Source organism: Geomonas oryzae (assembly GCF_004117875.1).
In the GTDB taxonomy this organism is placed as follows: Bacteria; Desulfobacterota; Desulfuromonadia; order Geobacterales; family Geobacteraceae; genus Geomonas; species Geomonas oryzae.
In genome coordinates, this window is sequence record NZ_RAHW01000005.1 from 1 (window position 1) to 19,375 (window position 19,375).

Consider the following 19,375-nt stretch of genomic DNA (forward strand, 5'->3'; position numbering starts at 1 on the left):
CCGGAAAATCCGATTCTAGTTTGAAACAACTGACTTACTTAAAAACCTACATTACTGTTTCGTCTACTATTTAGTTTTCAAAGACCAAGCCGCCGTTTGCGACAGACTCAGCACCCTACCTGAACCGCTCCAACCTGTCAAGACTTTCTTTTCTTAAATCTTTCTCAGATTCGCCGCCGCCGCAACTTTCCTGCGGTGACTGCCGGCTCAAATATTCGGTTGAAGAGAACGTCGTTGCTGCGGAGTCCAGCTTTATAACAAAGCGCACCCGACCCGTCAACGACTTAATGAATAATTTTCTCTAACAGAACAGAATAACCAGAAAGCGTTTCTTTTACTAACAGACCTCAGCTATACTCCCCCCATGTCGAATCTAGCCTTTGCCCTTATCATCTTCTCCGCCGTGATGCACGCCACCTGGAACACCCTGGTAAAAAAGAGCCGCCACAAGACCGTCTTCATCTGGTGGATGTTCATCTGTTCCATGTTCCCCTTCACCGCGCTCATAACTGTGATAGACGAACCCTTCCACTGGCCGGGCCTCCACACCCTCACCATGATCGCCATCGGCTCGGTGAGCTTCGTCCTTTACCATCTCCTTAACGGACGAGCCTACCGGGACGGCGACCTCTCGATCATCTACCCTCTCTCACAGACCTCGATGGTCTACGTTCCTATCTGGGGGGTGCTACTATTAGGCGAGCGTCTTTCCCTTACCGGGGTCTCCGGCATACTGCTTGTCATCTTCGGCACCTTCTGCGTCCAGATGCGCGAAGTATCGTTCTCCGAGATAGCGCGCCCCTTTCGAGACCTCCGGAGCACCTCGGTACGGGCCGCACTGCTTGCCGGCTTCATCTATTCCATAGGCTCCATCGCGGAAAAAACCGGCGTCCGCGACTACCCGCCCGTTTTCTTCACCTACTTCCTCGTCATCGCCATGCTCACACTTATGTCGATGAACCTTTGCCGTCCCAAGTACCGCGACCTGGTAGCCGAAGAGTGGCGGGCCAACTGGCGCCTAATCCTCTGGAGCGGCCCGACGGTCATGCTATCCTTCCTTACGTTCCGCTACGGGCTCAACATGGCGCGCGTCGGGTACGCCGTTCCGGTGCGGCAGGTGAGTATCATGGTGGGTGTTCTTATCGGGATCTTCTTCCTGAAGGAATCTTTCGGCAGGATGCGCCTTGTGTCGGCCGCACTCATAGTAGCCGGCGCAGCTCTCATACGCTTCGGCTAAAGCGTAGGGGTAAGACATAAAAAGGCCCGCAGCCTATACGACCGCGGGCCCCTCAACCGACGAGACGCACTCCTTTACCGCAGGTGCATCATCTTGCTTGCCTTGCCGCTCATGCTGGCCATGGTATCGGCCAGATCTTCCATACGACCGGAGAGGTCGCGCATCAACCTGTCGCTCCTGTCGCCGACCGTCCTCCCCATCTTGATCATTTTCTTCCTGCTTTTGGCACCGGAGCAGGGAGCGAACAGCAGACCAAGACCTGCACCAAGCATCCCGCCGCCCAAAAGCATCATGAGGCCATTGATCGGTCTTTTCATCCTTTCGTTCATGATAGCGCCTCCTTTTAGACGATATCTACTGATGTCTCATTTTACCGCCGATCAAAAAAGGAAGTCCACCGGGAAATCGTCTACAGAACAACAAGAAGACTCGACTATAGCGAATACATCTACCGATTGTTGTATTCAGCATGGACAGCAAATACCTTTGGTGCTAAGTAAAAATACCAGGTTGATATTGCGCCTGTTAGCTGTATGTTTACGACATGTCTTGAACAAGGAGAGTCGCCATGCTACTGGAACGACTGGTTGAAAAGGCGAAAGAGGAACCCGAGTACGACTGGGACTCGTATTACAAGTGGTTCTTCAGTGAACAGGCGGGCCAGGAAGTGACCGGGTACACCTTCTGGGAATGCAAGAACTGCCTTACCGTCAACGTCCTGCTCCTCCCCGCACGCTACGGCAAATGCCGCTGCTGCTCACTGCTCCATCTCCCCTCCTCCTGATTCCCTTTCTAAAGCAGCGCCGCCACGCCCAACAATCATAAAGGCTGCAACATCTCCTTGACCAGCGCGCCAAGCGTCTCGATGCCGCGCTCCGCCTTGTCGTCCCAAAACGCCGTGGAAACCCGCATGTAGTTCCGGTACTTCCCGGAGAGCGAGAAGATCGAGCCCGGGGTGATGCTGATGCCGCGCTCCAGCGCGCGATGGAAGAGCTGCACCGAGTCGATCTCCTCGGGCATCTCGACCCAAAGCATGAAGCTGCCGCCGGGACGCGTCATGCGGGTTCCCTCGGGAAAGTGTCGCACGATGGCATCGGTCATCTGCGAGAGATTTTTCGCGTAGACCCGGCGGATCGCGCGCAGGTGATGGTCGTATCCCCCGTTGGCGAGAAACTCGGCGATGGCCAACTGGGTCGGCGACGCGGTGGCGAGGTTGCTCATCATCTTGAGCCGCTCCATCTCGGCCTGATACCTGCCGCCGATGGCCCACCCGACGCGGTATCCCGGGGCGAGGGTCTTCGAGAAGGAAGAGCAGTAGATGACGAGCCCCTTGTGATCGAAGGCCTTCGCCGCGACCGGGCGCTGGTCGGTGAAGCAGAGGTCACCGTAGATATCGTCCTCGATGAGCGGGATCTCGTGCCGGGCCAGCAGCTGCACCAGCTCGCGCTTGCGCTCGTCGGGCATCAGGGTCCCCAGCGGATTGCTGAAGTTGGGGATGACGAGACAGGCGCTCACCTTGTTGTGCTCGATGGCGTAACTTAGCGCCTCGATGCTGATCCCCTCCTTCGGCGTCGACGGGATCTCCAGGGCCTTCAACCCCATCTCGGCGATGAGTTGCAGGAAGTTGAAATAGAAAGGGGACTCGACGGCGATGGTGTCGCCGGGCTTGCAGGTGGCGTGCAGGGCGAGCTGCACCGCCTCGACGCACCCGGAGGTGACGAGCACCTCGTCCGGGCGTACCCCGACGCCGTAGATGAGGGAACGCTTGGCGATCTGGGTGCGCAGCCGTTCACTTCCCGGGGGCATGAAATAGGAGATGCTCTGGGCTCCGAAGCGCCTGAGCTCGGCAGCCATGATGCGGCTTAACTTGTCCACCGGGAGATGCTGCGGGTTCGGGATGGCGCTCGCCAGGGGGAGGAGCTCCGGGTTCATCATGTTGCGGATCACCAACTGACAGAGGTCGCTGAAGGTGACCGCGGTGGCGCGGAAGCGCTGGTTGCTGGCAACCGGTTCCCCGGTGATCTCCGGCACCTTCGGACAGACGTAGTAGCCCGACTGCGGGCGCGCCTGGATCACCCTGCGATCCTCGAGCACCGCATACGCCTGCATCACCGTGTTGATGCTCACGTTGAGCTTCGAGCTCAACTGCCTGATCGAGGGGAGCCTTTCTCCGACCCGATAGGTCCCGCCATCGATGAGCGACACGATCTCGCTTCCCACCCGCTCGTACAACGGCCTGCAGTCCGACGCCATCTCCAGGGCCATACCGCCTCCGATCCGCGCCTAATAATGACGCGGGTAGTTGCCAACCAGTTGAAGTCTCACGGCAAACTCTACCGCAATACCGTCCTCACCCACAGTCACAGTTACACTCATTTCGGATGGGTACAGTCATCATAGGCAACAACTGTCACCATTACAATCGTGAATTATCGCATCAGTTCCAAAGAACCCACTCATAGTCCGCGAAAGCCGTCCTTTCCCCTCGCTCAATGTCACAAAACGAGGTCGGATCGGTAACCTGATTGAAACATTGCGTTGCTATCCTCCCGGCCATCGAACACCTAACCGGGAAGAAAAGGAGAAACGACGTCATGTTGCAAATGGTTACAAGACGCCCCGCCGCACCCAGCCGAATAATCCGGATGCCGGAGTAGCAACGATGCAGAAGATACTGATCATAGAAGATGAAAAGGACTTGGCCGAACTGATCGCCTTCAACCTGGAGCGGGAAGGGTTCCGTGCGGTGACCGTCCACGACGGGCTTACCGGGCTGGACCAGGCATCACGGATCAAACCGGACCTGGTCATCCTCGACCTGATGCTTCCCGGGCTTTTGGGTACCGAGGTCTGCAAGACCATGAAGAGAAACGAGAAGACCGCCGCCATCCCGGTGCTCATGCTGACCGCGAAGGGTGAGGAGATCGACAAGGTGGTCGGTTTCGAGGTGGGGGCCGAGGATTACGTGGTGAAGCCGTTCTCGACGCGGGAGCTCATACTGCGGGTCAGGGCCCTGCTAAGGCGCGCCGCGGCGCCTCCCTCCCCGGGCAGCGTCGTGAAGGTGGGGCCGCTCACCCTAGACGTGGAACGTCACTCGGTGTCGATCGACGGCGTAGAGATCTCCTTCACCAGCACGGAGTTCAAGCTTTTGCATATTCTGGTACAGCGCCAGGGAAGGCTGCAAAGCCGCGAGGTCCTCTTGCGCGACGTTTGGGGATACGCCTTCGTCGAAGACTCGCGCACCGTCGACACGCACATAACGAGGCTGCGCGGCAAGATGGGGGCGGCCGGCGAACTGATCAGGACGGTGCGGGGTTTCGGCTACAAGATCGAGCTGTGAAAGTTAACGGGAACGTACCGACCCTGTAACAGAAACGCCACAACGCTTCATTATCATTGCGACCATTGAGAAACACACAAACAGGAGGAACATCGATGCTACACCGAATCAAAAAAGCCGTCATGACGCTGGCACTCATCGCCGCAGTCGCCTGCGCCGGTCAGGCAAACGCCGAAACCCTCATCAACGGCGCCGGAGCGACCTTCCCCTACCCCCTCTACTCCAAGTGGTTCACCGAGTACGCCAAGGTGGACAAGGGGGTCAAGTTCAACTACCAGTCCATCGGGTCCGGCGGCGGCATCAAGCAGATCACCGCGCAGACCGTAGACTTCGGTGCGAGCGACAAGTTCCTCTCCGACGACGAGCTCAAGGCGGCCCCGGGCAAGCTGATCCATATCCCGACCGTCATGGGCGCCGTCGTCGTCACCTACAACGTGCCGGGCGTCGGCACCGGTCTTAAGTTGAATTCCGAGGATCTCGCCAACATCTACCTCGGCAAGATCACCATGTGGAACGACCCCAAAATCGCCGACGACAACAAGGGAGTGCACCTCCCGGCGAAGCCGATCATCGTCGTGCACCGCTCCGACGGGTCCGGCACCACCAGCATCTTCACCGACTACCTCACCGGCGTGAACGGAGAGTGGGCCCAGAAGGTCGGCAAGGGGGCCGCGGTCAAGTGGCCGGTGGGTCTTGGCGGCAAGGGTAACGAGGGGGTGGCGGGACAGGTTAAGACCACGCCGTACTCCATCGGCTACGTCGAGCTTGCCTACGCCTTCGAAAACAAGCTCCCGTACGCATCCTTGAAGAACAAGGCGGGCGTCTTCGTGGAGCCGTCGATCAAATCCACCAGCGCTGCTGCCGCAGCGGCCGTTAAGCACATGCCGGCCGACTACCGCATCTCGCTCGTGAACCAGCCGGGCAGGGACGCCTACCCGGTGGTCGGTTTCACATGGCTTCTCGTCTACGAAAATCAGAAGGACGCGGCCAAAGGTAAACACCTGGTCGAGTTCCTGAACTGGGCCATGACCAAGGGACAGAAGATGGCCGCTCCGATGCTCTACGCACCGCTGCCGGACAGCGTGGTTAAGATGGTGCAGAAGACCATCAAGACGATCAAATAGAGCGATGCCTGAAGATGGCAACGCACGGGGCACCGGTGTCACACCGGTGCCCTCTTTTTTTCCTGATTAGCTGCGCATGCCAACAATCACACCTCCCCCCGGAGGGGGGAGGCCGGGAGGGGGGAAGTTGTTGTGAGCCGCTGCGCCCCCCTCCCTGTCCCTCCCCCTTCGGGGGCGGGGACGCAACGGCAAGTCACCTTGCCAAATCCTTAAGGGGACAGGCACCTGTCGGAGCCAGTCCCCTCCGTGACGCCAGTTTCCTCTTGGTCCCGCTCCTGACAACTGTTAATGTTGGGCGCGTGAAGACCAAACCATGGAGGGTGAAGCGACCATGAACGCTGCCATGAACACGCCTGCCGTATCGATCCTCATGCCGGTGCGAAACGAGGAGAAGCACCTCCCCGCGGCGCTCGCTTCGCTGTCGGCCCAGAGCTTCAAGGATTGGGAACTGGTGGCGGTGGATGACGGCTCGAAGGACGCCACCCCGGAAATCCTGGCCCGGGCGGCCGCTGCGGATGCGCGCATCCGGGTGCTGCAAACCGGAGGGCTTGGCCTCGTCCCGGCACTGAACCTGGGGCTTGCCGCCTGCCGGGCCGATCTGATCGCACGCATGGACGGCGACGACGTCTGCCACCCCGCGCGGCTCGCGGCGCAGGTAGCCTACCTCTCCGACCACGAAGAGACGGGACTTCTCGCCTGCTCCTTCCAACACTTCCCCCGCCACCGGGTCGGCATGGGGATGAACGGCTACGAGCGGTGGCAGAACGCGCTTTTGGGACACGAGGAGATCGCCGCCGACCTCTTCGTCGAGTCACCCTTCGTGCACCCGAGCGTCATGTTCAGAAAGGGCGAGATCGAGCGGACCGGAGGCTACCGGGACATGGGATGGCCCGAGGATTACGATCTGTGGTTGCGCATGGCCGCGGCGGGGACCCGTTTCGCCCGGCTCCCGGAGACGCTCTTTTACTGGCGCGAACGGCCGGAGCGGACCACGCGCACGAACCCCGCCTACACGCAGGACGCTTTCCGCCGCTGCAAGCTGCACCACCTGCTGGAGCGTTTTCTGAAGGACGAGCGGGAGGTGATCCTGGCCGGGGCGGGGCTCGAGGGGAGGGCCTGGCAGCGGCTCCTCAAGGAGGCGGGGATAGAGGTGGCTTACTGGGTCGACGTCGACCCCAGAAAGATCGGGCGCCCCCTGCACGGCGCGCCGGTCATCGCCACGAGCGAACTTACCCGTACCGGGACGAAGCTTCTCATGACGGTGGGGGCACGCGGCGCGCGCGACGTAGTGCGGCAGACCTCGCGGAAGGCCGGTTTTGTCGAGGGGATCAACGCCGTCTGCGTCGCGTGAGCCGTATTACCACAGACCCCGATCCGCTGCGCCGGCAGCTAGCCGGCAGCCTGCAGCGCCGGAACACCGAGACAGGTGAACGACTCGACGCTCCAGCGCCGGTAGCGGCAGTCGTAGCAGGAACGCTCCTCGCCGGCCACCTGCTCCTCCTCTACATCCGGAACGAAGCAGGTGCAGGCAAGCGCCGCCTGCTCCGCCAGCGACCAGGCCTCCTTGCCGTGGGCGAACTCCATGACCCCTTTCTCGTTTGCGCGCCACATGCTAGTACGCCTTCAACTGCTTTCTGTGCAGGGTCTGCCAGCGCGCCCCGGTCCCCGCGGTCTGCGGCGCCCCGACGAGCAGCACCGATTCACCTTCCAAAAGCACCGTCTTCGGCTTCTCGCCGATGGTCACCAGGTCGTCGTCGCGCAGCGCCTCGCCGGTGACGCTTCGCACCACGTCTACGAGAGGGTGCTGCATGAGCTCGTCCACCCGCAGCATCCGGTACGGCTGGCCGAAGTCGAGGAAACCCTTCAGGCGCCCGTCGTTGCCGGACATCCTGAGCCCGGCGCCGGCAAGGGCCCCGATCACCCCCTGCCCGGTGCCGCCGTGCTGGGAGAGGTGCACCCCGAGCCTTTCGGCCAGCTCGTACGCCTCGTCCATCCGCACCACCTCGCGCTTCGCGCGCCGTCCGAAGGCGAGCAGCTCGTTGCGCGCGGTCATCCGGCCGGGAACCGCAACGCAAAGGCCGGGGTCGGAACCGGGAGCGCTCTCCCGCTCGAGGAACTCGGCTACGTGCCCGATCACCGGCTCGAGCCATACCTCGTCGATGTCGGCGTAAAAGCACATGGCGCTGTTGTGCGAGGTGTACGGGATGTCCGGGTGCACGAAGAGCTGGTGCCGGGTGATGAAGCCGCAGCTCCCCCACCCTTTCTGCTGCAGCTCGTCCGCCACCAGGGAGGCGATTTCGCCGGTGCCCCGGCTCTCTAAGTTGTCGGTGTCGTCGATGGAAATCACGATGCGCATGGTCTCTGAACCCCTTCGTTGTATTACACGCTACATAACGATAAACGCAAAAAAGCCCCATTCCGGATGGAAAGGGGCCCTGTACGGTCGGATACACTCCGGCCGCAGACAAGGCTCTCCTTTCCAAAAGGGAGGCACCGCCGTTTCCAGCAGTACCCGTTGGCCCGCAGCCGTGAGGAGGACCTTTTAGGCGGCGAAGCTCGGAGAGGCACAGACGAATTTGGGCAACGTCTTTAACACAGGTAAAACGTATACGCCAGATAAATATGATGTGAGACGACCAAGGTTCGGGAGGTTACTCCTCTTTCAGCTCCTGCTCGGCCCGGGCCATGGTTTCCGGCACCTTCTCCGGCCGGATGAAACAGTACCAGGCCCGAAGCCGAGTCAACAAAGGCGCCGCGACTGCCGGCCAGCCGCGGCCCCCACTGTTCCAGCTCTTTCCCTTTTCAGTTCAGCGTCACGATGCAGGGCGCTGGGGCGGCGGTGTACCCGCTGTCGCCGTAACCGGTGCGCACCGCCTTGACCCTGAAGCTGTAGCTCCCGCTCGTGCTGGTGCTGAAGTAGGCGTAGGTCGCCGTCCCGGTGTAGATGGGGGCCCAGGCGCTACCGTCGCGGCTGTATTCCAGCACGTAGGTCACTCCGCTTACGTTGCTGCTTCCCCAACTGACCGGAAATTTCCCGGTGTTGTTGGTGGCAGGGACGCTGATGGAAGCGGGCGCACCGCAGACGAGATCCACCCGGCAGGCGCTGGAGAGCCTGTACGGGCTGTCGGTATAGCCCGTTTTCACCGCCTTGACCCGGAAGACGTAGCTGCCGCTTGCGGCGGCGCTGAAGTAGACGTAGCTCGCGGTGCCGCTGTAGATCAGGCTCCAGGTGCCGCCGTTGCGGCTGTATTCCGCGACATAGCTCACGCCGGTCACGTTGCTGCTCCCCCAGCTGACCAGCACGGTCCCGGTGCTGTTGGAGGACGGGAAGGTGATGGAGGCCGGCGCGCCACAGGCAAGGGCTACCACACAGGGGGTGGCGCCCGTGGTGTAGGAACTGTCGGCATAGCCGGTTTTCACCGCCTTGACCCTAAAGGTGTAGCTGCCGTTCACGCTGGTGCTGAAGTAGACATAGTTGCCGGACCCGCTGTAGATCAGGCTCCAGGTGCCGCCGTTGAGACTGTACTCCGCGACATAGCTCACGCCGGTCACGTTGCTGCTCCCCCAGCTGACCAGCACGGTCCCGGTGCTGCTGGAGGACGGTACGGTGATGGAGGCCGGCGCGCCGCAGGCAAGGGCTACCACACAGGGGGTGGCGCCCGTGGTGTAGGAACTGTCGGCATAGCCGGTTTTCACCGCCTTGACCCTAAAGGTGTAGCTGCCGTTCACGCTGGTGCTGAAGTAGACATAGTTGCCGGACCCGCTGTAGATCAGGCTCCAGGTGCCGCCGTTGCGGCTGTATTCCGCGACATAGCTCACGCCGGTCACGTTGCTGCTCCCCCAGCTGACCAGCACGGTCCCGGTGTTGTTGGAGGACGGGAAGGTGATGGAGGCCGGCGCGCCACAGGCAAGGGCTACCACACAGGGGGTGGCGCCCGTGGTGTAGGAACTGTCGGCATAGCCGGTTTTCACCGCCTTGACCCTAAAGGCGTAGCTGCCGCTTGCGCTGGCACTGAAATAGGCGTAGTTGCCGGCCCCGCTGAAGACCTGGGTCCAGGCGCCGCCGTTGTAGCTGTATTCCATCAGGTAGTTCACCCCGCTTACGTTGCTGGTACCCCAGCTGATCAGAAACCTGCCGGTGCTGTCCGAGGACGGGACGGTGATGGATGCCGGCGCGCCGCAGGCGAGGGTAACGAAGCAGCTGTTGTCGGACACCCTGTAGGCGCTGTCGAGGTAGCCGCTCTTCACGGCCTTGACGCGGAAGCTGTAGCTGCCGTTTTGCGTGACCATCACGTAGCTGTATGTCGCAGTGCCGCTGTAGACCTGGGTCCACTCGGCGCCCTCCCGGCTGTATTCCAGGACGTAAACGGCCCCGCTCAACCCGCAGCTGCCCCAGGAAACCGGGAACCTATCAGTGCTGTTGGAAAGTGGCACGCTCATGGCGCCGGGAGAGGCAACGGGGAGCAGAGGGAGCGTAAGCCGGGTCCCGGCACGGCAGTTGTTGCTTTCATCGCTCTCTTGGACCGCATTGCGGTAGTCGGCGCAGGCGACCAGGTACCAGGTCCCACCCGGTGCAGAGAGCGGGATGGCGAGGGTGGAAGCGCCATTGGCACAGCTTCCGGCGGCCAGTTGGGCCGTGATGCTGCGACTGCCTATGAAGAGATCGTCGGCGGAATACCCGACATCCGCGGAGAGATAGAAGCCAACCGCAGAGGGGGGCGCTTCGCCCGAACCGTTGTTGCAGACGATGTCGGCAACGGTGATGTTCCCTCCCTGCAGCGCCGAAGCGGGCCCTGAAACCGACTGCACGAGGAGGTCACCCACGGGGAGCCGGGTCACCGTGACATCCCGGCGACTCGTGTTGCCGAGGGTGTCGCTTGCGAGCACGCTGAAAAGGTTGTCACCCATGGTGAGCGGCAGCTCGATCTCGAAATAGCCGTCCGTGGGCCGGAAGCCGACAGCAGTACCGTTCACGGTCACCGAGGCGACCCCCGAGGCATCGGTGCCGGTGCCGGAGATGATCGTGCTGCCGCGGTAGGTGGTACTGCCGGTCGAAGAGGTCACCAGCAGCACGGGCGGCAGGCTTGCCGTAACGAAGCTGGTGCTGCAGGTAGCGGCGTTGCCCGCCTCGTCGGTGGAGACCGCGCTCAGGTAGTAGCTGCTGTTTTCGCGCAGGGCGGAGAGCAATATTTCGTGCCGGGTCAAAAGCCTCAGGTCCGCCACCTCGCCCCCAAGTTCCGGAGTGCTGCCGTAGCGGAGCAGGGCCGCTGCCGGCTCGTCGGTGGACCAGAGCACCGTGGCCGCCGTATCCGAGGGAGGGCTGACCGCGAGCCCGGAGCAGACCGGCGCGACGTTGTCCACGACGGCCGTCGCCGTCACCGTCGTCCCCCTCCCGGTGCCGTCGTCTGCATCGAAGTAGCTGGCCACTATGGTATCGGTACCCGAGACTTGGAGCACCCCGTCAGCGGGCAGGACGGGTGCCGCCGCCAGGCGGAGGGTCCCGGAGAAGACGCCGCTTGCCAGCGCTGTTTCCCGTAGCAGCGCCTCTTCACCGGCCGGCTCGGCGGAGCTCACCACACGGACCGACACCTGTTCGGCCGCCTCGTGGTTGCGGTCCAGGCCGGTGTCGGTCACCTGGATCTGCAGCGTTCCGGACGAGGTGTAGTGGCCGCGGTCCAGGATGATGGTGCCGCGCTGGCTTGCCCCGGACGCACCGGTTACGGCCAAGGCGAACGGCTGCGGCCCCATCGGAACGTTGTACCCGGAGACGCTTACCGTGTAGAGCCCCGACGCCGGTGCCTTGATCAGCACCTGTTCCTCCACGTTCAGCCGGTCCGGTACCCCGCCGGTCACCGATGCGCCCGCGGCGAAGACGTTCCCCAGGAAGAGGCTGCCGTCCGGTGCGGTCACGCTGAGGTCGAGGTCGTTCACCAGGGCCTTGGCCGCGCCGACAGCCCCCGGGTAGTCCGCCCAGACCAGGGTGACCTTGAACGGCTCACCTCCCGGTACCCGAAACTGTCCGTTCCAGGCCCCTTCGGTGCCAAGCCCCGCGGTCTGGTTCACCACGGCGAGCGTCCCGGCGGCGTCGGCAAAGGGAAGTCCCCGGTCCAACTGCACCCTCCCCCACCCCTGCCCGGTCGCCGGAATCGGGCCGTCGGTCCCCGTGCCGGTCATGTCCCGCGCGCTGTTGATGAGCACGGCCTTCACCAGGGCACCCGGCGGCAGGAAGGCGTTGACCGGGGTCGCAGTACGCAGGGGATAGTACCCCTGCGCGAAGTACTGACGCACCAGCGCCGCAGCCCCGGCCACGGCCGGGGTTGCCATTGAAGTGCCGCTCATGGTCGTGGTGCCGCTGTTGAAGCTGTTTTTGATGCCATCGGAGTCGGCGGACACGATGCCGACGCCGGGAGCTACCAGCGTCGGTTTGATGCGCCCGTCCGCGGTGGGGCCGTTACTGCTGAAGGAGGCGAGGTTCTGGGCCTCGCTGCCGTTGTAGCTCGCGCCGACGCTGACCACGTTTTTCGCGTTGGCGGGACTCCCTACCGTGGAGCTGGCAGGTCCGGTGTTGCCGTTGGCATACAGCGCCAGGAAGTCCGGGTGTTCCCAGAGGAAGCGGTCCACGCTCTGGGTGAACGCGCTGTAGCTTCTGTCACTGCTGCCCCAGCTGTTGCTGTGCAGCCGGGCCCCGGCCTCGTAGGCGCGACCGAAAAGCAGCCCCATGTCGTCGGGGGGATAGACGCCGTTGGTGGCGCCGGCGGCGAGGTCCTGGAGAAAGAGCCGCGCCTTGGGCGCCATGCCGTTGGCGGTGGTCAACCCGTCGACCGGGGTGCGGTCGCCGGCCAGCGTCCCGCAGACATGGGTGCCGTGCCCCGGGTAGTCGCTGTCGTAGTCGTCGCCATAGGTGGTGTCGTACCCCAAGAGCTTGCGGTGGCTCGCCCCGATCGCCGTCCCGGCGGGGTCGCGTATCCAGGGGATGTCGTGATCAAGTCCCGTGTCCCCCACCCCGACGATCTCCCCTTCTCCATGGAGACCCTTGTCCCAGATCCCCGTGTTGCCTGGGGTGTTGCTCTGGATCACCCAACTGGTGGTGTCGTTGAAGAGTTCCATCTCGACATACTCGCCAATCCAGGTCACCTCTTCCAGCGCGGCGATGCCGGCCAGCGCACCGGTTTCCACCCGCACCCGGACCAGGTCGCGCCCCACGGTCAGGGGCTGCGCCCCCAGTTGCCGCAGCGCCCCCAGGACCTGCGCGAGCGAGGCAGGGTCAGCCAGCTTGAGCTGCAGCGTCACCGCCTCGCCCGACACCGGCTCCAGCGCCATCTTGCGCAGCTTTCCGTTCATCTTGTAGCCGGGGTGAAATCGGCTCACTCCCTCGATAAACGGAAGTGCCAGCACCCGCGGCCGCATCCCGCCATCCATGCCGGCGAGAAAGGCGAACTCCGGCAGGTAATCGTGCAGTCGCACCCCCAGCCGTTCCACGGCCTCCCTTTCCCGCTCCTTGATCGGCCCGTTGAACTGCACCAGCCACAACCCGATGCCCCGTTCCAAGCCGGCCTGCAACGCCCCGGCAACCGCAGCGTCGCCGGTGCCCCCCACAATCAGGCCGTTCACGCTGACCTCGTGTCTTACCGCCCCCTTGGCCCAGCATTTGTCTCCTGGTGGGGCGATGATGGATAGGATGGAGAGGACTACGACCCAGGCAAGGACCTTGTGACCGCACATGGCATCCTCCAGTATCTTCTGAATACTCCGGGCGACGATGCGTACTGCCACCCCAAGATAGAGGCATATCAAGTGCTGCTGGCACCGAGTTTTTAACTGTTGATTTCTTTCGGGGACTCCCTCCACAGGGGCTCGACAGACGCATGCTCACTGATGGGCCGATTGTACGCCGCGGCAGGGTGAGGAATAAATACGAGGATTGGAGTATTTGCTGCGGTATTTCGAATCAGCGGGACTCCTACGCAAGATGACATAGTCGCACCGGATGCCGGCACGAAGCGTAGGTGAAATCGCCGTCAGTTCCGGTATTGGGGCAGGAACAGGGAATCGGCAGCCCAGACTGCGGCCTCGAGGCGGCTGGAAACGTTGATCTTTTTGAAGATGTTGTTCAGGTGGGTGCGCACGGTGTGCTGGCTTATGAAGAGGGTGTCGGAGATGCACTTGTTGGTGGCGCCGGAGGAAAGCAGCCCGAGGATCTCCACCTCGCGGTGGGTCAGGCTGTGCTGCACCTCATCGTGCGCTGCAAGCCTTCTGCGGCGGTGGGCAAAGCCGTGCTCAAGGATCACCTCGGTCATCGTCCGGCGCGACATCCAAAGCCCCCCCTCGAAGATGGCGGCCAGCCCCTTCAGTACGGTCTGTACCGAATCGTCGCTGTAGAAGAACCCCTGCACGCCGACCTCGATCGCCTGATGCTCGACGCCGCCGCTGCGATCGAGGTTGAAGAGGACCAGCAGGATCTCGCAGGGGAGCTGGCGCAGCTTGAGCTGCAGGCACTCCCCGAGCACCTTCTGCTGCAGCCCGAAACAATCGTAGAGAAGCGCGATGCGGCATGGGAAGGAACGCTGGTGGCAGCAGATGAAGCTGTCGAGGCTGGCCATGACACAGCAACTGCAGGTACTGTAGCTCTCGATGTAGGTGGCGAGGAGCGTGTTCTGAAAGTAGTTAGGCCCCACAATCACCACACGGCAATCGGTGCTTTCTACCAGAGAACTCTCACTCACAGCGCACCTCCTGACAGGCAAAGGATACCTGCTCGGCCATTCCAATCCAACAGATGCACTACGGTGTCCAGATTAGCAGCGGTCACTTCTCTGTCAAGGGAACGACGGTCCTCTGTATCAGGGTGCCCTATGTCACAACAGCACTTGCCCCTTGTGCTGCCGCGTGTCACTCCTCTTTCAGATCCTTTTCGGCCCGGTCCATGGTTTCCAGCACCTTCTCCGGCCGGACGTCCTGCCTCAGCTCGTCGAGCTCCGGGTTCATCGACTCGGCGACGCCCAGCTTGGTGCCGATGGCGGTCAAAAGCTCGATCATCCTGGTCACTTCGTGCTCCGCGAGGAGATCGATGTGCAGGTTCAGTTCGGCGCGCCGGTCGGCGGAGGCCTGCATGCGGTTTTGGCTGATGAGTACGAAGGTGGAGAGGAAGATGGCCTCGACCGAGGCAAACATGGCGAGGATCACCAGGGTGGGGTCGAACCGCTTCATTACGGGAAGCCAGCCGACGTTGACGAGGATCCAGCCGGTGAAGAGGGCGAGGTGGATGTAGACGAAGGGCATGCTGCCGGTGAAGGCGGTGATGGCGTCGGCGACCCGCTCCTGCACCCCCTTGTTGCGCTCCTCGGACTGGCGCCGCTCCAGGAGGGAGTCGATGTTTCGGTGCACCACGGAGGCCATCTGCTGGTCGGAATCGGGCTCTGGCATGCGCCACCCCCTGGTGCCCCCAATGCCTGCGGGGGGCGACCCGGGAACGGTACCATCGCTTAGGGGCAAGTCAACGTGCCCCCCTCCCAGGTCAGGCGACGCCCGGGAAGCCTCCCTCAAGCATCCAGAAGCTCCCGCACCTTCCTGGCGAGCTCCGGGGGGGAGATCGGCTTCATCAGGATTTCCACGTGGGGCACCACGGTCTCGAGGTCGGTCAACATGTCCGCGGTGTAGCCGCTCGTGAAGAGGATCCTGACGGCGGGATCTTCGCGCTTCAGCTCGTCGTACAGCTCGCGGCCGCTCATCCTCGGCATGATGAGGTCGGTGAAGACGAGCCCGATGCTGCCGCGGTGCTCGCGGTACTTCTCCAGTGCGTCCGCCCCGTCCACGGCAAGGATGGTGCGGTAGCCGAACTGTTTCAGGGCTTCGTTCACCAGGTCCCGCACGTGCTCCTCGTCCTCCACCACCAGGATGGTCTCGGAGCCGCAGGGGAGCTCTTTCAGCGTCGTGCCATGCGTTTGTACCGGGGCCTGTTCCTGCGATACCGGCAGATAGACGTGGAAAGTCGTCCCCACCCCGGCCTCGCTCTCCACGTCGACGAACCCCTTGTGCTGCTGCACGATCCCGTAGACGATGGAGAGCCCGAGCCCGGTCCCCTTCCCCACGTCCTTCGTGGTGAAGAAGGGCTCGAAGATCTTGCTCCTCGTGGCGTCGTCCATCCCCGAGCCGGTATCGGCAACCGAGATGAGGGCGTATTCTCCCGGTGCGCCGAAGCCGCGCGACTCCTGGAAGGAGCGGTCCAGGACGACGCTGCCGGTGGTGACGCTCAGGGTTCCCCCCTTTCTCATGGCGTCGCGCGCGTTGGTGGCGAGGTTGATGATCACCTGCTCGATCTGTCCGCAATCGGCGTAGATGGCGAGCACCCCGGAAGCGAGGTTGGTCTCGAAAGCGATGTCCTCGCCGATGATCCTCTTCAGGAACTTGGAGACGCTCAGGACGACCTCGTTCAGGTCGCAGTGCGCCGGGTGCATGTCCTGCTTCCGGCTGAAGGCGAGCAGGCTGCGGGTGAGGTTCGCGGCACGGTCGGAGGCGGCGAGGACCTGGTCCAGCATCTCCCGGCCCGGGTCCCCCTCCGTCATCCGCATCTCCAGAAGGGCTCCGTAGCCTCCGATCACGGTGAGGATGTTGTTGAAGTCGTGTGCGATGCCGCCGGCCAGGTGCCCCACCGCCTCGAGCTTCTGGGAGTGGCGCAGTTGCGCCTCCAGGTTCTTCCGGTTGGTGATGTCGCGCACGAAGAAGTGCACCGCGGGTTTGCCGTGATGCATGATCGAGGTCGCCGTCGCCTCACCGCAGAAGGTTTCCCCGTCGAGCCTCTGGAAGTCGAGTTCGATGACCGGAAGCTGCCCGACCTGCCGGGACGCCCGCTCCAGTTCGGCAAGGAAGAGCTCTCTCGAGGCGGGATGGATGAAGTCGAGCATATCCCTTGTGAGGATCTCATCGACCGACTCCGCCCCGAGCATGCGTACCCCCGCGTCGTTGATGAAGGCGATCCTGCCGTCCACCTTGATGAAGATGATGTCCTGCGAGAGTTCTACGAGTTGCCGGTAGCGCTCCTCGCTCTCGCGCAGGGTCTGCTGGGTCTTGCGGTCGGCGGTCAGGTCGTGCCGGGTCACCAGCATGCTGACCGGGGCGCCGTCGGCGTCGCGCACCACCCCGAGGCTCACCTGCACCGGATGCCGGTAGTAATTCTCCGGGTCCCCCGCCTCGAGCACGGTCACCGTGTCCTGCTGCGCCTCTTCCGCATCGCACTGGGCGCAATGGCCGTCGAACCCGGGATGCAGGATGTCGGCGATGTGCCTCCCCGCGCACGCCTCGGGAGTGCTGCCGACCATGCGGTAAAACTCCCGGTTGGCGCGCATCAGCCTGCGTTGCGGGTCGAGCAGGTAGATGGCGTCCGTCGAGGCGTCCATCGCCGCGCGCCATTCGTTGGCCGCCTTCTCAAGGGATGCCTCCGCCTTTTTGCGCTCGGTGATGTCCTCTCCGGAGAAGAGCACGCCGCTGATCGCCCCGGCGTCGTCATGCAAAAGGGTGTTGTGAAACGCGATCATGCGCTCTTCGCCGCTTCTGGTGAGGATGGCGTTCTCGAAGAACTCGACCGCCTCGATCTCCCCCGCCATCTGCTTGGCGAAGACCTCCTTCACGATGCCGACCACGGCAGGCGGAAGGCAGACGTCGAACCAGTTGCGCCCCAAAAGCTCGTCCTCCGCCCAACCGAGGATCTGGCACCCCTTCTTGTTGATCAGGATGATGGTGCCCGAGCGGTCTATGGCGGCGAACATGACGCCGGCTATGTCCAGGTAGAGCTGCGCCCGGTTCTTCTCGCGGATCGCGGCATCGAGCACGGCCTTCTTGTCGGTCTCTTCCCTCTCCTGCTCCCGGTCCGCGAGCTTTATGAACCAGAAGAAGACCGCGTAGATCCCGACCGCACCGATGGCGACCAGAAGGCTGGTCAGCAGCAGAAGATGGTGCACCCCGCCGAGCAGATAGGCGCCGCCGCGCTGCGCGCACTGCTCCAGGTTGCGGTAGGTAAGCAGGATGAAGACGAGGGAGACCCCGAGCAGGGCGAAGAAGAGATAAACGAGAGTATGTCGGGTCCTTCGTGTCATGGCATTCCCGATGAAGTTGTGGGGTTTTCCCTCATGATGATTATCGTCGGGGACGCATAGTGACTTTAATCGCAGGCGTTGGCAAGATCGATTGTTGGGGCATCGACAGGCGAAACTGGAGGGAAGTTGCCGGTTTTACTGGCTTTTAGCCTCGCATAGGGTATTGCGAAGGTCGTCGCGCGAAAGTTCCCCGCGCCCGAGGCGAGGTCCCGCGCACGGCTCAGGCCGTGTCCCTTTTCTCCAGGGCATGGTAGGTCTCAAGGAAGTATTGCAGGTTGGACAGGCGCATCTCGATATCATGCCGCCAGAAGCCGAGCCTCTCCCATCCGACATCCGTGATGCGGTAGACCCTGCGCGCCGGGCCGCTGCCGCTGGTATCCCAGGTGGAAACCGCCTCACCCGCCTCCTCCAGTTGCTGCAGGGTGCGGTAGAGGGCGGCGCTGTCGGGCCGGCACCCGGGCATCCGCTGCGACAGTTCGGTGAGGATGGCGCCCCCGTGCTTCTCCCCTTCGGCTAAAAGGAGGAGAACGAAGGCGGGGAGGTGCCGTTGCTGTTTGGTTTTCGGTGGCATGTTTTCTCCTTTCCCTCAGGCGTCCGCGCCTTCCGGCTGCGGCAGCGGTGCCTCCTGCGGCAGCAGGCGCTCCATGAGGTAGCCGGAAAGGAGGATGCAGGGGATGGTGAGGACGAGGCGCAAGAGGGCGAAGCGGAGGCTTATGAAGCTGCTTTCCATGAGGAGCATCGGGATCTTGATGCTACCCCAGGTCCCCAGGAAGATGACCAGGTTCGCCGTACGCGCCCCCTTTTGCCTGAGGGAGACGGCGACGGGAAAGGCCGCGTAGAGCGGTCCGGCCGCGGCGGTCCCGAGCAGCATGGCGACCGCGGCACCGAGCATTCCGGAATCCGGTCCGAGATGCGACTCCACCACGCGGCGCGGCAGCCACACGTCCATGAGCCCCATGAGCACCATGACCGGCGGCACGATGGAGAGCACCTCGAGGAGGAAGTGTCCCGAGTTGGCAGCCGAAAGTCCGGCCGCCTCGGGTTTGAAGAAGGAGAGGACGAGGTTCGCGCCCAGAACGATGAGGAAGAGCCGGTAGTCTGCGAGTGTCGCCTTCACAGGAGCACCCCCATCATGAGCCCGATGGCGATGGCGGTGACGAAGCTCAGTGATTGCCGCATGAAGGTGAAGCGGCTCCCGAAGCAGGAGACCTCCATGGGGGCCGTCATGATCCCCACCATGGTGAGCGTGGTGACGAAGGCGGCAAGGCTTGCCGGCTGGGCCCCCAATTTATAGAGGGAGCCGACCAGTGCGAAGGCGATGGGAGCCGGCATGGTGACAACGGCACCCAGCGCCGAAACGAGGGTGAAGCCGGCGATGCCGCCGTAGCTGAAGAGCTTCCTGATCAGCTCGGGAGGGACGAGGGCCAGCACCAGGCCGACCAGCACCACCATGCCGAGGATCCTCGGTGCCAGCCCCTGCAGGGATTTCCCGCCGATGCGCAGCGCCCTGCGGGTCCGCTCCGGGTCCACCCGCCAGGATACCAGTACCGCCACCGCCGCCCCTCCGTACAACACCGCCGACATC

16 protein-coding genes and 1 riboswitch are annotated in these 19,375 nt (G+C 62.9%); of the genes, 5 read left to right on the forward strand and 11 right to left on the reverse strand.

The features are described from left to right. Nucleotides 1-364: 364 nt before the first annotated feature. Nucleotides 365-1,237 (forward strand): EamA family transporter, encoded by an 873-nt coding sequence (locus D6Z24_RS13105; RefSeq protein ID WP_129127050.1) that lies wholly within the window; start codon nt 365-367, stop codon nt 1,235-1,237. Nucleotides 1,238-1,311: 74 nt separating this feature from the next. Here D6Z24_RS13105 and D6Z24_RS13110 read toward each other — a convergent pair whose 3' ends face one another. Next, entirely contained in the window at nt 1,312-1,566 is a 255-nt protein-coding gene (locus D6Z24_RS13110; RefSeq protein WP_129127051.1) for a YtxH domain-containing protein, read from the reverse strand. Nucleotides 1,567-1,805: 239 nt separating this feature from the next. On the opposite strand from D6Z24_RS13110, the gene D6Z24_RS13115 reads away from it, so the two are divergent. Next, nucleotides 1,806-2,021 (forward strand): hypothetical protein, encoded by a 216-nt coding sequence (locus D6Z24_RS13115; protein ID WP_129127052.1) that lies wholly within the window; start codon nt 1,806-1,808, stop codon nt 2,019-2,021. Between the two features lie 35 nt (nt 2,022-2,056). Here the strand turns inward: D6Z24_RS13115 and D6Z24_RS13120 are convergent, their stop codons facing one another. Further along, the gene (locus tag D6Z24_RS13120) at nt 2,057-3,502 is read right to left on the reverse strand and encodes an aminotransferase-like domain-containing protein (protein ID WP_129127053.1); all 1,446 of its coding nucleotides are present in this window, start codon (nt 3,500-3,502) and stop codon (nt 2,057-2,059) included. A gap of 397 nt (nt 3,503-3,899) precedes the next feature. On the opposite strand from D6Z24_RS13120, the gene D6Z24_RS13125 reads away from it, so the two are divergent. The 3 genes from D6Z24_RS13125 (at nt 3,900) to D6Z24_RS13135 (ending at nt 7,052) form a co-directional block, all read left to right on the forward strand. After that, a complete protein-coding gene (locus D6Z24_RS13125; protein ID WP_129127054.1) occupies nt 3,900-4,577 on the forward strand; it encodes a response regulator in 678 nt (225 codons plus the stop codon). 95 nt (nt 4,578-4,672) lie between these two features. Continuing rightward, a complete protein-coding gene (gene pstS, locus D6Z24_RS13130) occupies nt 4,673-5,701 on the forward strand; it encodes a phosphate ABC transporter substrate-binding protein PstS (RefSeq protein ID WP_129127055.1) in 1,029 nt (342 codons plus the stop codon). 331 nt (nt 5,702-6,032) lie between these two features. Further along, on the forward strand, nt 6,033-7,052 hold the full coding sequence (locus D6Z24_RS13135; RefSeq protein WP_246014666.1) for a glycosyltransferase: 1,020 nt from the start codon (nt 6,033-6,035) through the stop codon (nt 7,050-7,052). Between the two features lie 38 nt (nt 7,053-7,090). Here D6Z24_RS13135 and D6Z24_RS13140 read toward each other — a convergent pair whose 3' ends face one another. The 9 genes from D6Z24_RS13140 to D6Z24_RS13180 all read right to left on the reverse strand — a co-directional run bounded on the left by D6Z24_RS13140 (nt 7,091) and on the right by D6Z24_RS13180 (nt 19,374). After that, on the reverse strand, nt 7,091-7,312 hold the full coding sequence (locus D6Z24_RS13140; RefSeq protein ID WP_129127056.1) for a hypothetical protein: 222 nt from the start codon (nt 7,310-7,312) through the stop codon (nt 7,091-7,093). Between the two features lies 1 nt (nt 7,313). Then, the gene (locus D6Z24_RS13145; RefSeq protein WP_129127057.1) at nt 7,314-8,057 is read right to left on the reverse strand and encodes a hypothetical protein; all 744 of its coding nucleotides are present in this window, start codon (nt 8,055-8,057) and stop codon (nt 7,314-7,316) included. Nucleotides 8,058-8,157: 100 nt separating this feature from the next. Beyond that, nucleotides 8,158-8,275: riboswitch (molybdenum cofactor riboswitch) on the reverse strand. Between the two features lie 228 nt (nt 8,276-8,503). Beyond that, nucleotides 8,504-13,423 (reverse strand): S8 family serine peptidase, encoded by a 4,920-nt coding sequence (locus D6Z24_RS13150; protein ID WP_129127058.1) that lies wholly within the window; start codon nt 13,421-13,423, stop codon nt 8,504-8,506. Between the two features lie 296 nt (nt 13,424-13,719). Continuing rightward, a complete protein-coding gene (locus D6Z24_RS13155; RefSeq protein WP_129127059.1) occupies nt 13,720-14,424 on the reverse strand; it encodes a response regulator transcription factor in 705 nt (234 codons plus the stop codon). A gap of 166 nt (nt 14,425-14,590) precedes the next feature. Beyond that, nucleotides 14,591-15,124 (reverse strand): DUF1003 domain-containing protein, encoded by a 534-nt coding sequence (locus D6Z24_RS13160; RefSeq protein ID WP_129127060.1) that lies wholly within the window; start codon nt 15,122-15,124, stop codon nt 14,591-14,593. 116 nt (nt 15,125-15,240) lie between these two features. Then, on the reverse strand, nt 15,241-17,790 hold the full coding sequence (locus D6Z24_RS13165; protein ID WP_129127061.1) for a hybrid sensor histidine kinase/response regulator: 2,550 nt from the start codon (nt 17,788-17,790) through the stop codon (nt 15,241-15,243). A gap of 220 nt (nt 17,791-18,010) precedes the next feature. Further along, nucleotides 18,011-18,361: a PadR family transcriptional regulator gene (locus tag D6Z24_RS13170; RefSeq protein ID WP_129127062.1), complete on the reverse strand. Its 351-nt coding sequence runs from the start codon at nt 18,359-18,361 to the stop codon at nt 18,011-18,013. A gap of 15 nt (nt 18,362-18,376) precedes the next feature. Continuing rightward, entirely contained in the window at nt 18,377-18,907 is a 531-nt protein-coding gene (locus D6Z24_RS13175; RefSeq protein WP_129127063.1) for a permease, read from the reverse strand. Further along, the gene (locus tag D6Z24_RS13180; RefSeq protein ID WP_246014667.1) at nt 18,904-19,374 is read right to left on the reverse strand and encodes a permease; all 471 of its coding nucleotides are present in this window, start codon (nt 19,372-19,374) and stop codon (nt 18,904-18,906) included. Before D6Z24_RS13180 ends, D6Z24_RS13175 begins: the two co-directional genes overlap by 4 nt. Nucleotide 19,375: the final 1 nt, after the last annotated feature.